This is a genomic window from Enterobacter sp. E1 (assembly GCF_016809815.1).
In the GTDB taxonomy this organism is placed as follows: Bacteria; Pseudomonadota; Gammaproteobacteria; order Enterobacterales; family Enterobacteriaceae; genus Enterobacter; species Enterobacter adelaidei.
This window is the reverse complement of the sequence record NZ_JAFBJM010000001.1, coordinates 1,190,787-1,204,637: the sequence shown is the minus strand read 5'-3', so window position 1 is coordinate 1,204,637 and position 13,851 is coordinate 1,190,787. Positions and strand designations below refer to the sequence as shown.

The 13,851-nt window shown below is 53.1% G+C and carries 16 protein-coding genes; 12 read left to right on the top strand and 4 right to left on the bottom strand.

What is annotated here, in order from left to right:
* Positions 1–65: 65 nt before the first annotated feature.
* Complete coding sequence (gene ampH / locus JGF26_RS05945; protein ID WP_028017694.1) at positions 66–1,226, bottom strand: D-alanyl-D-alanine-carboxypeptidase/endopeptidase AmpH; 1,161 nt, start codon at positions 1,224–1,226, stop codon at positions 66–68.
* A 204-nt stretch (positions 1,227–1,430) separates the two neighbouring features.
* Here ampH and JGF26_RS05940 point away from each other — a divergent pair, with 204 nt between their 5' ends.
* The 3 genes from JGF26_RS05940 to JGF26_RS05930 all read left to right on the top strand — a co-directional run bounded on the left by JGF26_RS05940 (position 1,431) and on the right by JGF26_RS05930 (position 4,412).
* Entirely contained in the window at positions 1,431–1,964 is a 534-nt protein-coding gene (locus tag JGF26_RS05940) for an isochorismatase family protein (protein ID WP_028017693.1), read from the top strand.
* 115 nt (positions 1,965–2,079) lie between these two features.
* Positions 2,080–3,300 carry a peptide antibiotic transporter SbmA gene (gene sbmA / locus JGF26_RS05935; RefSeq protein ID WP_129323797.1) on the top strand — a complete coding sequence of 407 codons (1,221 nt, stop codon included), beginning with the start codon at positions 2,080–2,082 and terminating at the stop codon, positions 3,298–3,300.
* Positions 3,301–3,314: 14 nt separating this feature from the next.
* Positions 3,315–4,412, top strand: a complete 1,098-nt coding sequence (locus JGF26_RS05930; protein WP_108090719.1) for a DUF1615 domain-containing protein — start codon at positions 3,315–3,317, stop codon at positions 4,410–4,412.
* Here JGF26_RS05930 and JGF26_RS05925 read toward each other — a convergent pair.
* Positions 4,409–4,708: a DUF2755 family protein gene (locus JGF26_RS05925; RefSeq protein ID WP_028017690.1), complete on the bottom strand. Its 300-nt coding sequence runs from the start codon at positions 4,706–4,708 to the stop codon at positions 4,409–4,411. The genes JGF26_RS05930 and JGF26_RS05925 overlap by 4 nt on opposite strands.
* A gap of 249 nt (positions 4,709–4,957) precedes the next feature.
* Here JGF26_RS05925 and JGF26_RS05920 point away from each other — a divergent pair, with 249 nt between their 5' ends.
* A complete protein-coding gene (locus JGF26_RS05920; protein ID WP_028017689.1) occupies positions 4,958–5,194 on the top strand; it encodes a DUF2754 family protein in 237 nt (78 codons plus the stop codon).
* Here the strand turns inward: JGF26_RS05920 and ddlA are convergent.
* Entirely contained in the window at positions 5,191–6,291 is a 1,101-nt protein-coding gene (gene ddlA, locus JGF26_RS05915) for a D-alanine--D-alanine ligase (RefSeq protein ID WP_134707185.1), read from the bottom strand. The genes JGF26_RS05920 and ddlA overlap by 4 nt on opposite strands.
* Positions 6,292–6,584: 293 nt before the next feature.
* Here ddlA and JGF26_RS05910 point away from each other — a divergent pair, with 293 nt between their 5' ends.
* The 5 genes from JGF26_RS05910 to adrA all read left to right on the top strand — a co-directional run bounded on the left by JGF26_RS05910 (position 6,585) and on the right by adrA (position 11,401).
* A complete protein-coding gene (locus tag JGF26_RS05910) occupies positions 6,585–7,799 on the top strand; it encodes a multidrug efflux MFS transporter (RefSeq protein WP_028017687.1) in 1,215 nt (404 codons plus the stop codon).
* A 210-nt stretch (positions 7,800–8,009) separates the two neighbouring features.
* A complete protein-coding gene (gene iraP, locus JGF26_RS05905; RefSeq protein WP_049007514.1) occupies positions 8,010–8,270 on the top strand; it encodes an anti-adapter protein IraP in 261 nt (86 codons plus the stop codon).
* Positions 8,271–8,369: 99 nt separating this feature from the next.
* Positions 8,370–9,785 (top strand): alkaline phosphatase, encoded by a 1,416-nt coding sequence (gene phoA, locus JGF26_RS05900; RefSeq protein ID WP_028017685.1) that lies wholly within the window; start codon positions 8,370–8,372, stop codon positions 9,783–9,785.
* Between the two features lie 89 nt (positions 9,786–9,874).
* On the top strand, positions 9,875–10,195 hold the full coding sequence (psiF, locus tag JGF26_RS05895; RefSeq protein ID WP_028017684.1) for a phosphate starvation-inducible protein PsiF: 321 nt from the start codon (positions 9,875–9,877) through the stop codon (positions 10,193–10,195).
* 102 nt (positions 10,196–10,297) lie between these two features.
* Positions 10,298–11,401: a diguanylate cyclase AdrA gene (gene adrA, locus JGF26_RS05890; RefSeq protein ID WP_134707186.1), complete on the top strand. Its 1,104-nt coding sequence runs from the start codon at positions 10,298–10,300 to the stop codon at positions 11,399–11,401.
* A 16-nt stretch (positions 11,402–11,417) separates the two neighbouring features.
* Here adrA and proC read toward each other — a convergent pair whose 3' ends face one another.
* Positions 11,418–12,227, bottom strand: a complete 810-nt coding sequence (gene proC / locus JGF26_RS05885; RefSeq protein ID WP_028017682.1) for a pyrroline-5-carboxylate reductase — start codon at positions 12,225–12,227, stop codon at positions 11,418–11,420.
* Between the two features lie 97 nt (positions 12,228–12,324).
* Here proC and JGF26_RS05880 point away from each other — a divergent pair, with 97 nt between their 5' ends.
* From JGF26_RS05880 to yaiA, 3 genes are all read left to right on the top strand, one after another.
* Positions 12,325–12,783 carry a YaiI/YqxD family protein gene (locus JGF26_RS05880; protein WP_014830847.1) on the top strand — a complete coding sequence of 153 codons (459 nt, stop codon included), beginning with the start codon at positions 12,325–12,327 and terminating at the stop codon, positions 12,781–12,783.
* A 144-nt stretch (positions 12,784–12,927) separates the two neighbouring features.
* Positions 12,928–13,452 carry a shikimate kinase AroL gene (gene aroL / locus JGF26_RS05875; RefSeq protein ID WP_028017681.1) on the top strand — a complete coding sequence of 175 codons (525 nt, stop codon included), beginning with the start codon at positions 12,928–12,930 and terminating at the stop codon, positions 13,450–13,452.
* A gap of 45 nt (positions 13,453–13,497) precedes the next feature.
* Positions 13,498–13,689 (top strand): protein YaiA, encoded by a 192-nt coding sequence (gene yaiA / locus JGF26_RS05870; protein WP_028017680.1) that lies wholly within the window; start codon positions 13,498–13,500, stop codon positions 13,687–13,689.
* Positions 13,690–13,851 lie beyond the last annotated feature (162 nt).

The following is a 13,851-nucleotide window of genomic DNA, read 5'->3' as shown; positions in this document are numbered from 1 at the left end:
CGGCGGGAGGGGAGCGTTCGGGGCAAACGGTTTAACATCAACCGTTTGCCCACGGAATATTAATATCAGTTGGACGCGGTAAGCACCTGAGCTTTATTGGCGCTCAGTTCAGCCACTAAATTATTAAGGCCGTCACTCATATTGACGAAACGCGTATGCGGAGAGCGGGTAACCACCACAAATGCGCCTACGTTTGACTGCGGGATCATCGCCATATACGTAATAAATCCACCGCCGCCGCCGGTTTTCTGAATAATACCCGGACGGCCATTTTTCGGTGCCAGATAGACCCAGCCCAGGCCGAGCGCATCGGCTTTACCCGGCACGTCCATCCCAATAACGCGGTGCAGTTGGGTACGCTGATAAATCAGGGTCTGCATACGATCGGCCTGGCTGCTGCGCGAGTAGAAATCCGATGAAAGGAACTGCTGCATCCAGCGCATCATATCGCCAGGCGTGGAGTAAACCCCGCCGCTGCCCACGGCCGCCAGCGTGTTATTACAGGGGCTAGCGCCTTTCTCTGCCACCATCAGGCGACGGCACTGGTCCGGGGACGGGGTAAAGGTGGTGTCTTTCATGCCCAGCGGGCGGGTTATCTGTTCTTCAAACAGCTGCGTGTAGGGTTTACCAGACGCCGTAGAAAGGGCGTCCGCCAGCAGGTCAAACGCCAGGTTTGAATACGAGGCCTGCGAACCCGGAGCCGCCTTCAGCGTGGCAGTGCTCAGATAGTTCCAGCGCTGGTCGCGCGTTGGCCAGACAAATACGTCACGATGCGCTGCTCCACCAGGCTGCTCACGCGGCAGGGCGCTGGTATGGGTGGCAAGGTTCACAAGCCGGATTGGCGTGCCCTGGTAGGTCGGAACGCGCGCGCCAGGCGGCGCGTATTTGCTGAGCGGGTCGTCGAGCTTAACCACGCCCTGGTCGAGCAGTTTCACCAGCATTTCACTCGTCATCAGCTTGGTTAAGGATGCGATGCGGATAACGGAATCCAGCTGCGGGTGAACGTTATTTCCTGGGCGCGTCTCGCCAAAGCTGCGGAACACGCGCTGGTTGCCGTCGATCACGACCATCGCCATCCCGGTCGCACCGCTGCCGTAATAGATAAGGTTCGCGTAGCGATCGGCAATATCTGAAGCTAAAACGGGCGCCGTCAGCGGTTGGGCTGCCTGGGCGGTAGAAAAGCTCACCGCACACAGCGCGGCAAAAGAGAGCAGACAACGTTTCAACGAAAAGCATCCATGAAGTGAATGAGGAAAGTAATGGGTATTTATACTACTAATCGGAACCGCGCAATGCCCCGAATTGCATAACGATAGCGAGAAAAACGTAACCATGGGTAAATATGAACAATTTACTTACGAGCCATCTCCCATTTTGTGACATCGGGCTTATGATAGGCACCAGTGTCACTCAATCTTACGGAGAACGGTATGTCTGAAAAGCGTGTGGTTATGGTTGTCGATATGCAGAACGGCGTATTTGAAACGCCTCGTCATCAGCGTGAAAAGTGTGTCTCTCTGATCAACCAGCTTACGCAGGCAGCCGACAAGGTGATTTTTATCCAGCATACCGAGGCAGGGGGGCTGGAAGAGGGAAGTGATGGGTTTGCATTGCTGCCTGAACTGCACCAGCCTGCTGATGCGCTCTATGTTACCAAGACGGCATGCGATGCGTTTTATAACACGCCGCTTGAGGCGCTATTACGCGAGCAGGGTATTCAAGAGTTTGTCATCTGTGGTTGTGCCACGGATTACTGTGTCGATGCGACGATCAAGAACGGTGTGAGCCGGGGTTATCACATCACCGTGGCGGAAGATGCCCATACTACCGCCAATCGCCCGGCGGCAGATGCGCAGATCCTGATTAACCACCACAACGACGTCTGGCGTAACTTCATCGCGCCGGCGAATCCTCTCGCAGTGAAACGCACCGAAACAATTCTCGAAAACTGGAAAGCGAACTAATAATTAACCCTCGGGTCTGACCTTTTTGCCTGAGCCTTGAGACGGGCTCAGGCATGATTTTCGTGTGGTGATGTGTTGAACACAGCAAAAGCCATAACAACAAGAAGGAAGCATTATGTTTAAGTCTTTTTTCCCAAAGCCGGGGCCTTTTTTCCTGTCGGCATTTATTTGGGCACTGATCGCCGTTATTTTCTGGCAGGCGGGCGGCGGTACCTGGCTGACGCGCATCACGGGGGCGACGGGCGATGTACCGATTAGCGCGGCGCGCTTCTGGTCGCTGAGCTATCTGCTGTTTTATGCCTATTACACGCTGTGCGTGGGGATGTTTGCGCTGTTCTGGTTTGTGTACTCTCCGCACCGCTGGCAATACTGGTCAATCCTCGGCACATCACTGATTATTTTTGTGACCTGGTTCCTTGTGGAAGTGGGTGTGGCGGTCAACGCCTGGTATGCACCGTTCTATGATCTGATCCAGACGGCGCTGAGTTCACCGCATAAAGTGACCATTAATCAGTTCTACCACGAGGTAGGCATTTTCCTTGGCATCGCTCTTATTGCTGTAGTCATCGGTGTGATGAACAACTTCTTCGTCAGCCACTATGTTTTCCGCTGGCGTACCGCGATGAACGAACACTATATGGCGCACTGGCAGCACCTGCGCCATATCGAAGGTGCGGCGCAGCGTGTGCAGGAAGACACCATGCGTTTTGCCTCCACCCTTGAAGACATGGGCGTAAGCTTTATCAATGCCATTATGACGCTTATTGCCTTCCTGCCCGTGTTGGTTACACTCTCGGCGCATGTGCCGGATCTGCCTATTGTCGGCCATCTACCGTACGGCCTGGTGATTGCAGCAATCGTCTGGTCTCTGATGGGGACAGGGCTGCTGGCGGTGGTTGGGATTAAACTGCCAGGGCTGCAGTTTAAAAATCAGCGTGTCGAAGCGGCTTATCGTAAAGAGCTGGTATACGGTGAAGATGATGCTAATCGTGCATCGCCACCGACCGTACGTGAGCTGTTCAGCGCTGTGCGTCGTAACTATTTCCGTCTCTACTTCCACTATATGTATTTCAACATTGCGCGCATTTTGTATCTGCAGGTGGATAACGTTTTCGGTTTGTTCTTGCTGTTCCCGTCCATTGTTGCGGGTACGATTACGCTCGGTCTGATGACGCAGATCACTAACGTTTTCGGTCAGGTCCGTGGGGCGTTCCAGTACTTAATCAACTCCTGGACCACGCTGGTGGAGCTGATGTCTATTTACAAACGTCTGCGCAGCTTTGAACGTGAGCTGGACGATCGTGACCTGCAGGAAGTGACCAATACTTTTAGCTAATACAGGGAGTTGCTATGTCTTTTGCCGTACCGCGTGCGTTACCGTTGTCCTTACTGACTGCTCTCGTCCTGGTCGGATGCGCCGAAAAAGGGGCTGCTCCGCTCAAGAAGGGCGAAAAGCCGGTTGATGTGGCAAGCGTTGTGCGGCAGAAAATGCCCGCCAGCGTGAAGGATCGCAATGCCTGGGCAGAGGCGCTGGCAAAAACCTTTGAAAGCCAAAAGATCGCGCCAACCGAGGAGAATATCTGCTCGGTGCTGGCGGTGGCGCAGCAGGAGTCGATGTACCAGTCAGACCCGGTGGTGCCGGGTCTGAACAAAATTGCCTGGAAAGAGATCGACCGCCGCGCGGAATCCATGCATATCCCGGTCTTTCTTGTTCATACCGCGCTTAAAATCACCTCGCCAAACGGCAAAAGCTACAGCGAACGGCTGGATACGGTGAAAACTGAAAAACAGCTCAGCGCCATCTTTGATGATTTCATCAGTATGGTCCCAATGGGGCAGAAACTGTTTGGCTCACTTAACCCGGTACATACCGGTGGGCCGATGCAGGTGAGCATTGCGTTTGCCGAAAAGCACACCGACGGCTATCCGTGGAAAATCGACGGTACGGTACGCCAGGAGGTCTTCTCCCTGCGCGGCGGTCTGTGGTTTGGCACGTACCATCTGCTGAACTATCCGGCGAACTATAATGAACCGCTGTACCGCTTTGCCGACTTCAACGCGGGCTGGTATGCCAGCCGTAATGCGGCATTCCAGAGTGCGGTCAGCCGCGCAAGCGGCGTCAAGCTGGCGCTGGACGGCGATCTCATCGCTTACGGCAGCAGCGAGGCGGGAAGCACCGAGCTGGCAGTACGGAAATTATCGACAGCGCTTGGCCTGAGCAACAGCGATATTCGCCGTCAGCTTGAGAAGGGTGACAGCCTGGCCTTTGAGAAAACGGATCTGTACAAGAAAGTCTTTGCTCTTGCCGAGCAGAAGAGCGGAAAAACGTTACCGAGAGCTATTCTGCCGGGTATTCAACTGGAAAGCCCGAAGATCACGCGTAACCTGACAACCGCATGGTTCGCAAAGCGGGTGGACGATCGTCGGGCGCGTTGTATGGGGCTTTAACGGCGGCGGCGAACACGCAAAACTAACGCCACGACGCCTAAAATCATACAACCGGCGAGGAAGGGAACAAGGCCAAACAGGGTACTGACACCAAACCCAATCTCAACTCGCGGGCGTCCGTTATCCTGTACCTGCATCAGGTGTTCATATACCCCTGGCGCATGAACCAGCATATTGAGCAGCTGTGAGCCTGCCCAGAAGCAGAACAGAACAAACAGAGCATAAGCAATATTACCTGCCGTGGAGGTTTTTGGTTTGCCGCCAAAAATCGGTTTCGACAATGTAAAATCAGCCATGATGACCTCCCGAAATATCACTCTGTTTAATACGCTTCTTACAGGGGGAGTTTGACAGGTCATCGCATTTGTCAATATCAGAATCGTGGTAATTTACCCTCAGGAATTCTCCTGGATTGTCGATTTCTGCAGCACATCACAATTTCATTACTTAAGTGAAATTACGTCGCGTTTCAGAATTTCCGTATCTGCCACAGACCTGGCCGTAAAACTGTGAGAGGATGTCTTTTTTTTCCTGCCGGAGTTGTTATGAAGCTCACGTCCAAACTACGCCGTGACTGGCACTACTACGCCTTTGCTATCGGGCTGATCTTTATTCTTAACGGCGTCGTGGGGCTGCTGGGATTTGAAGCAAAAGGATGGCAAACCTATGCTGTCGGGCTGGTGACCTGGGTGATCAGCTTCTGGCTGGCTGGATTGATTATCCGCCGTCGTCCTGAAGAAACGACAGCGGATGAGACGGAGACGGCGAAGAGTGCCGATTAACCGTTTACGGAGCTTTTAAGGGCGTTGTCGGCGGCATGACGCTCCAGCGCCAGCTCGATCAGGCGAGTGATAAGTTCAGAGTAGCTCAGTCCGCTCGCCTGCCACAGTTTCGGATACATGCTGATATTCGTGAAACCCGGCAGCGTGTTGATTTCATTGATGACCACCTCGTTTTCCGGCGTCAGGAATACATCCACACGCGCCATACCGCTGCAGCCGAGTGTCTGATAGGCGTTAATGGCGATCGCCCGGATCTTATCGTTGATTGCGGGATCGATATTGGCAGGCACGACAACCTGAGCACCTTTGTCATCAATGTATTTGGTGTCGTAGGAGTAGAAGTCGCTGTTTAAGACCACTTCACCGCAGGTGCTCGCCTGTGGGAAATCGTTGCCCAGCACGGCGCACTCAATTTCACGACCTTTAATGCCCTGCTCAACCACCACTTTATGGTCGAATTCAAACGCCAGACGGACAGCCTGTGTGAACTCTTCTTCGCTGGTGACTTTGCTGACGCCTACGGAGGAGCCCTGATTTGCCGGTTTCACAAACAGCGGCAGACCCAGCTCTCCGCTAATTTGCGCGAAGCTGTGTTTGTCGCGATTGGCGCGAGTGAGCGTCACGAAAGGCGCTATATTCAGCCCGGCATCACGCAGCAGGCGTTTGGTGACGTCTTTATCCATGCACGCGGCAGAGCCGAGGACGTCCGAGCCGACGAACGGCAGGTTGGCCATGCGCAACATTCCCTGCAGGGAACCATCTTCACCCAGAGTACCGTGAACGATGGGGAACACGACATCAATCTGAGCGAGAGACTGTGCATTGCCAGCGTCGATGAGTTGCCCCTTCACGACGCCGGGCACAGTGGCGACGCTAATTTCCGAAGGATTAAGGGCGATATGTGCTGGGTCGTTGGCATTAAGCAGATACTGGCTAGCATCGTTAACATGCCACTGGCCCTGTTTATCAATACCCAGCAGCACCACCTCGAAACGGCTTTTATCAATCGCATCAACGATATTTTTGGCCGATTGCAATGAAACCTCGTGCTCTGCTGATTTTCCCCCAAAGACAATACCTACGCGCTGCTTTGCCATCTCACTCTCTTCCAGTATGACGAAAAGCCAATAACATACCACGATGCCCTGCGGGTTTCGCGGCCTTCCGCCATAATGTTTTGGGGAATGTTGATGGGGAAGTGGGAGAGGGAAAACTCTTCTGAAGCATAAAATCCCGCCTGGAAATGGATGATTTGTGACTTATTTCACAAATATGATGACTGGGAAGATAAAACACCAAAGTCATCAAGGCCGCATCTCTGGTGCGACGTCACTATGCGTAACTTGCTAATCTGTAGGCGAATTCGCCTAAAAATGAAGACTGTTTCTTTATGGAATCATGGAAAGTTAATCTTATCTCGGTCTGGTTCGGTTGCTTCTTTACCGGGCTCGCCATCAGCCAGATCCTGCCGTTCCTGCCGCTGTATGTGTCACAGTTGGGTGTGACCTCGCACGAGGCGCTCTCCATGTGGTCTGGTCTGACGTTCAGCGTCACGTTTCTGGTCTCCGCGATTGTGTCACCAATGTGGGGCAGCCTGGCGGATCGGAAAGGCCGAAAGCTGATGCTGCTGCGCGCCTCGCTCGGGATGGCGATTGCCATTCTGCTGCAGGCCTTCGCCACCAACGTCTGGCAACTGTTTTTCCTGCGGGCGGTGATGGGGCTGACTTCCGGGTATATTCCGAATGCCATGGCGCTGGTCGCCTCGCAGGTGCCGCGAGAACGTAGCGGCTGGGCGCTGAGTACGCTTTCCACCGCACAGATTAGTGGCGTAATTGGCGGCCCGCTGCTGGGGGGCTTTCTGGCGGACCACGTCGGGCTGCGCGCCGTATTTATCATTACCGCGATCCTGCTGGTGGTCAGTTTTCTGGTCACGCTTTTTCTTATCAAAGAGGGCGGTCGCCCCGTTATCAGCAAATCTGAACGTCTGAGTGGCAAAGCTGTCTTCGCCTCTCTGCCTTACCCTGGGCTCATGATCAGCCTGTTTGTTACTACTATGGTGATCCAGCTCTGTAACGGTTCGGTCGGGCCGATTCTGGCGCTGTTTATCAAGTCGATGGAGCCAGACAGCAATAATATCGCCTTTCTCAGCGGCATGATCGCCGCCGTGCCAGGCGTATCGGCACTGATTTCTGCACCACGGTTGGGAAAACTGGGTGATAGGATCGGTACGGCGCGAATTCTGATGGCTACGCTGATTTTTGCCGTGGTGCTCTTTTTCGCGATGTCGTTTGTGACCTCTCCGCTTCAGCTTGGCGTGCTGCGATTTTTGCTCGGCTTTGCCGATGGCGCAATGCTGCCTGCGGTACAGACCTTGCTGGTCAAATATTCCAGCGACCAGGTGACAGGGCGTATTTTTGGATATAACCAGTCGTTTATGTATTTGGGTAATGTTGCCGGTCCGCTTATTGGCGCCTCTGTTTCCGCGATGGCCGGTTTTCGTTGGGTATTTGCCGCGACGGCGATTGTTGTTTTGATCAACATTATCCAGCTGGCTATTGCTCTGCGGCGCCGCAGGCACATGGCGGAGGTAAAATCGGCAAGATAATGCTTCTGTCGATGTATTGTATATTCTTATGATTGCCGCATTTTTCTATCACCCAATGCGGCATTTTTTATAGAAAAACGTTTCGCTGATAATTCCGAAACCCTATTTTTTTCGATGTCGTCACTTTTGCATAAGATAATACCTTTCTCCGCTTTGCATATTTCCCTCTTGATGTTAGTTTCAGGGGAAATCACATAAGGAAATAACACGATGAAAAATCTCATTGCTGAGTTGCTGGTCAAGCTTGCACAAAAGGAAGAGGAGTCAAAAGAACTGGTCGCCCAGGTCGAAGCTCTGGAAATTGTTGTCACCGCACTATTACGACAGATGGCTAAATCTGACCAACAGGCATTAATAGAGAGCGTCGAAGGTGCGCTGGATAAGGCAAAACCCGATACTCAGGTTCCGGTTGAGGATGCAGAGTTGCTCCAGCAATACGTAAAGAAGCTCTTGAGGCATCCTCGCAGCTAAACCGTCGCCGGACATAACGACGTGTCATAGAATTGTCATGCAGGATGCCTATAGTCGCTCTGTTTTTATTTTTATGTATTTGTACATGGAGAAAATAAATTGAAACAGAGCGCACTTTTCATCGCATTACTTCCCCTGTTTATTACCCCTGCTATTTATGCTGATACGTCCAATACTCACGTGCTGGATAATCGCGCAGCAAAAGGGGATATCACTCAGCCAGGCGGCGCACGCCGTTTATCTGAAGATCAAACAGCCGCTATTCGCGCTTCGCTGAATGAGAAACCGGCGAAAAATATCATTCTGCTTATTGGCGATGGAATGGGTGATTCCGAAATAACAGCGGCGCGAAATTATGCCGAGGGGGCAGGCGGATTTTTTAAAGGTATCGACGCATTGCCGCTGACCGGACAATATACCCATTACTCACTGGATAAAAAAACCGGTAAACCGGATTACGTAACGGATTCGGCTGCCTCTGCTACGGCGTGGTCTACGGGGGTAAAAACCTATAATGGCGCGCTGGGTGTCGATATTCACGAAAAAGATCATCAAACCATTCTGGAAATGGCAAAAGCGGCGGGGCTGGCCACCGGCAACGTTTCTACCGCTGAACTTCAGGACGCGACGCCGGCGGCGCTGGTATCGCATGTGACTTCACGTAAGTGCTATGGCCCGTCGGTGACCAGTGAAAAATGCCCAACCAACGCCCTGGAAAAAGGGGGCAAAGGCTCGATTACTGAACAACTGCTGAATGCACGTGCTGACGTCACGCTGGGCGGTGGGGCGAAAACCTTTGCAGAAACCGCGACGGCGGGCGAATGGCAGGGTAAAACGCTGCGTGAGCAGGCACAGGCTCGTGGCTATCAACTGGTGAGCGATGCAAGCGCTCTGGCAGCAATCACTGAGGCGAATCAAGACAAACCGCTGCTGGGACTGTTCTCTGATGGCAATATGCCTGTGCGCTGGGAAGGTCCAAAAGCCTCTTATCACGGCAATATTGATAAGCCTGCCGTGACCTGTACTCCTAACCCGAAACGCACTGACAGCGTGCCGACGCTGGCGGCAATGACCGATAAAGCGATCTCTCTGCTGAGCAAGAGCGAAAAAGGGTTCTTCCTGCAGGTGGAAGGCGCGTCGATCGACAAGCAAGATCATGCGGCGAATCCGTGTGGCCAGATTGGCGAAACCGTCGACCTGGACGAAGCGGTGCAGAAGGCACTCGAATTCGCGAAGAAAGACGGAAACACTCTTGTGGTGGTCACCGCGGACCATGCGCACGCCAGCCAGATCATCCCGGCAGATACCAAAGCGCCAGGCCTGACGCAGGCGCTGAACACGAAAGATGGTGCTGTAATGGTGCTGAGCTATGGCAACTCTGAAGAAGAGTCCATGGAGCACACGGGCACTCAGCTGCGTATTGCCGCCTACGGACCGCATGCGGCAAATGTGGTAGGACTGACCGATCAAACCGATCTGTTCTACACCATGAAAGCGGCACTAGGCCTTAAATGATAAAAGCCCGGCGGAATTTGTCTCTGCCGGGTGACTTTTTTCCTGTCACGGACCAGACTTACAGGGAATGTTTACAAAAGGATGGTGCAATGAAAACAACATTACTGGTTACTCTGCTCTCTGGCCTGTTCCTGATTTCATCGGCGAACGCGGAAGAGAAAACATTAACGCCTCAGCAACAACGCATGACCACCTGTAACCAACAGGCCACGTCCCAGAGTCTGAAGGGGGATGCCCGTAAGACCTATATGAGCGATTGCCTTAAAAATGGCGCATCTAAACCTGCTGAAAAAAGCCTGACGCCACAGCAGCAGAAAATGCGCGACTGTAATGCGAAGGCCACTGAGCAGTCTCTGAAAGGTGACGATCGCAGTAAATTTATGAGCACCTGCCTGAAGAAAAAAGCGTAGTTCTAACGGGTGAGTGGCTCTGGCGACTCACCCGAAATTTCATACTTTCCTCGCACCCCCCCTCTCTATAATTTGGGAAAATGTTTCAGAATATTCCCAAAAATGATGAATGATGAATCCTATTACGACAAAAAATGCATTCGCGAAGAGTTGGATTTAACCCTTTCTCTGGATGCCCCTCACCGTGCTGGCATTCAGTTTGCCCGGCGAGTTCGGCTGGCGCGCGCTGTCGGGCTGGCGGCGATGTTTTTCCCTGTCGCGGGGATACTGGTCACCCATTTTTTAGCTGGTGGCTGGTGGCTTTTACTGGTGGGATGGGCGTTCATCTGGCCTCATCTCGCCTGGCAGTTATCTTGTCGTGCTTCATCACCTCATCAGCAGGAAATTTTCAATCTCAAAATGGATGCCATTATCGCCGGGCTCTGGATTGGCGTGATGGGGATAAATGCGTTACCCACAACCGCGCTGGTGATGATGGTGGGGATGAATATGATGGGCTCCGGCGGCTGTCGACTCTTCATTCCGGGGATCATATTGACCCTGCTTTCCGCACTGTTGACGCTGCCCCCGGTCGGGAGAGTGGTGGTCTTTAATCCTGATCCGGTGGAATGGGGCTTAACGCTTCCTGTGTTTGTGCTTTATCCCATGCTGTTTGCCTGGCTAAGCCATCGCACTGCCGTCAGGCTGGCTGAACATAAGCGGCGGCTGGAAATGATGAGTACACGCGATGGAATGACAGGAGTCTTTAATCGTCGACACTGGGAAATGCTGTTGCGAAACGAATTTGAGCAGTGCCGACGTCATAATGGTACGGCAACAATATTGCTGATTGATATCGACCACTTTAAAAACATCAACGATACCTGGGGGCATGATGTGGGCGATGAGGCGATCATTGCGATTACGCGTCAGCTGCAGATTTCGGTACGTTCAGGCGATGCAATAGGCCGTTTTGGTGGAGATGAATTTGCGGTGATTATGTCGCGGACAGCCGCTGACAGCGCAATCGCCGTTATGTCCCGGGTTCATGAACGGCTGGAAAAACTGTCGTTACCTTGCGCACCTGAAGAAACCCTGCGCATAAGCGTAGGTATCGCCACCTGGGGGCCACAGTTTGGGCACTATCGGGAGTGGCTCAAGGCGGCTGATGTGGCGCTGTACAAGGCAAAAAATGCCGGGCGTGGCCGCACTGAAGTGGCTGCCTGACACCCGGCTGAGACGATCAGGATTTACTCAGTTTCTCTGATTTTTCCATGCATTTTGCCATCGCTTCGATGACGGCAGCACGGAATCCGCGTTCTTCCAGTACCCGCACCGCTTCGATGGTGGTACCACCAGGGGAGCAAACCATATCTTTCAGCTCACCAGGATGTTTACCGGTTTCCAGCACCATTTTGGCAGAACCCATAACTGCCTGTGCTGCGAATTTATACGCCTGCGCACGCGGCATACCGCCCAGTACTGCGGCGTCGGCCATCGCTTCTAAGAACATGAAGACATACGCAGGGGCTGAACCGCTCACGCCGACAACCGGATGGATCATGGATTCGGCAATCACTTCCGCTTCACCGAAGCAGCGGAAAATGTTCAGGACATCAGCCACGTCTTCTGTGGTCACCAGTGCGTTTGGCGTGACGGAAGTCATGCCAGCGTTAACCAGTGAGGGGGTATTAGGCATCGCCCGGACGATTTTACGGTCATGACCCAGCGCGCGCGCCAGTTGATCCAGCGTGACGCCCGCAGCAATGGAGACGACCAGCGTCTCTTTATTCAGGCTGGAGGTGATGTCGCTCAGCACTTTGATCATGATGTTCGGCTTGACGGCGCCAAAGACGATATCGGCGACCTGGGCGACTTCCTGAGCGCTTTCGGCGGCGTTGATCCCGTATTGATCGCGCAACGCGGCGACTTTATCAGGTGACGGGGTATAAACCCAAATCTGACCCGGCAGAACCTGCCCGCTGGCGATCAGGCCGCCCAGGATGGCTTTGCCCATGTTACCGCAGCCGATAAACCCGATTTTCTTATCCATCACGACTCTCCGTCATTATGCGTTGTTTTCTCTGATTGATAGCTTAACAACGAAATGCAGGCGACAATAGTCGGCAGAGTCATTAAGGGGAGACAATATGGCGATTTGGGTTGATGCGGACGCGTGTCCGAATGTGATTAAAGAGATTTTGTTCCGCGCCGCCGAGCGTGTTCAGATGCCGCTAACGCTGGTGGCGAACCAGAATATTCGCGTCCCTCCTTCCAGATTCATTCGCGCGTTGCGGGTTCCGGCCGGGTTTGACGTGGCGGATAACGAAATTGTCCGTCTGTGTAGCGCGGAAGATCTGGTGATCACGGCGGATATCCCTCTGGCTGCTGAAGTGCTGGAGAAAGGGGCTGCGGCGCTGAACCCTCGGGGGGAGCGTTATTCACCTGCGACCATTCGGGAAAAACTCACTATGCGTGACTTTATGGATACGCTCCGCGCCAGCGGTGTGCAGACGGGTGGGCCAGACAGCTTATCCCAGCGCGATCGTCAGCAGTTTGCCGCAGAGCTGGATAAATGGTTGCTGGAAGTGAAGCGTCGCACCGCGTAATGATAACCATTGTCAATTTGTGGTACAGTATGGCCTCCTCAGGGTTGTCATCCCGTACCGCTTTGCAGTAAAGTAATCGAAACATCTTCTGCAATTATTTCTTTACACTCTTCGGCCATCCGGCATCAAGGGGAACACCTGGTTATGACCCAACCCATCTTTTTAGTTGGCCCCCGCGGCTGTGGGAAAACCACCGTTGGCCTGGAACTGGCACGCGCGTGCGATCGTCAGTTTGTGGATACTGACCACTGGTTGCAAACAGAGGCCGGAAGAACGATCGCGGACATTGTCGAACAGGAAGGATGGGACAGCTTCCGCGCACGTGAAACGGCAGCGCTGAAAGCGGTAACCACACCTTCTGCGGTTATCGCGACAGGAGGGGGCATTGTTCTGGCTGAATGTAATCGCCACTTTATGCGCGAAAAAGGGATTGTGATCTATCTCAGTGCACCTGTTTCGGCTCTGGTAGGGCGTCTGGAAGCCTTTCCGGAAGAGGGGCAACGTCCTGCACTGACCTCCAGACCGCTTAGCGAAGAGGTGAGAGAAGTGCTGGCTGAACGTGATGCGCTATACCGTGAAGCAGCACACCACGTGGTAGATGCTTCTGCGGCTCCTGAAGATGTGGTTACCCAGATTATTACTGCTCTACGTTTGGCTTGTGCCAGCTAACCGGCGTCTATACTTATAGCTCAGACATATAAAAAAGGATGAGCTATGCCGACCAGACCTCCCTATCCGCGTGAAGCGCGCATTATTACCGTTGAAAAAGGCCATACGGGTCATACTGTTACCTGGTATCAACTGCGTGCCGATCACCCTAAACCAGACTCGCTGATCAGTGAACACGAGACTGAACAGGAAGCGCTGGATGCGAAACGGCGCTACGAAGATCCTGATATAACCTGACCGTTTTCCTAAACGCTCCAGGATCGTGCCTGAATCACACTTTTTACTCATCGAGAAAGTTAAGCAGGAGTTAATATTTAGTTATTACAAGTAACTCCGATATTGACGGTCGATCTTTACATTTCGATGTGAAGATCACCTGCTACGCTTGGTGCTGTTTTG

Coding starts and splice junctions, on each gene's coding strand:
- JGF26_RS05940 (WP_028017693.1), top strand. CDS start 1,431: ATGTCTGAAAAGCGTGTGGTTATGGTTGTCGATATGCAGAACGGCGTA.
- sbmA (WP_129323797.1), top strand. CDS start 2,080: ATGTTTAAGTCTTTTTTCCCAAAGCCGGGGCCTTTTTTCCTGTCGGCA.
- JGF26_RS05930 (WP_108090719.1), top strand. CDS start 3,315: ATGTCTTTTGCCGTACCGCGTGCGTTACCGTTGTCCTTACTGACTGCT.
- JGF26_RS05925 (WP_028017690.1), bottom strand. CDS start 4,708: ATGGCTGATTTTACATTGTCGAAACCGATTTTTGGCGGCAAACCAAAA.
- JGF26_RS05920 (WP_028017689.1), top strand. CDS start 4,958: ATGAAGCTCACGTCCAAACTACGCCGTGACTGGCACTACTACGCCTTT.
- ddlA (WP_134707185.1), bottom strand. CDS start 6,291: ATGGCAAAGCAGCGCGTAGGTATTGTCTTTGGGGGAAAATCAGCAGAG.
- JGF26_RS05910 (WP_028017687.1), top strand. CDS start 6,585: ATGGAATCATGGAAAGTTAATCTTATCTCGGTCTGGTTCGGTTGCTTC.
- iraP (WP_049007514.1), top strand. CDS start 8,010: ATGAAAAATCTCATTGCTGAGTTGCTGGTCAAGCTTGCACAAAAGGAA.
- psiF (WP_028017684.1), top strand. CDS start 9,875: ATGAAAACAACATTACTGGTTACTCTGCTCTCTGGCCTGTTCCTGATT.
- adrA (WP_134707186.1), top strand. CDS start 10,298: ATGATGAATGATGAATCCTATTACGACAAAAAATGCATTCGCGAAGAG.
- proC (WP_028017682.1), bottom strand. CDS start 12,227: ATGGATAAGAAAATCGGGTTTATCGGCTGCGGTAACATGGGCAAAGCC.
- JGF26_RS05880 (WP_014830847.1), top strand. CDS start 12,325: ATGGCGATTTGGGTTGATGCGGACGCGTGTCCGAATGTGATTAAAGAG.
- aroL (WP_028017681.1), top strand. CDS start 12,928: ATGACCCAACCCATCTTTTTAGTTGGCCCCCGCGGCTGTGGGAAAACC.
- yaiA (WP_028017680.1), top strand. CDS start 13,498: ATGCCGACCAGACCTCCCTATCCGCGTGAAGCGCGCATTATTACCGTT.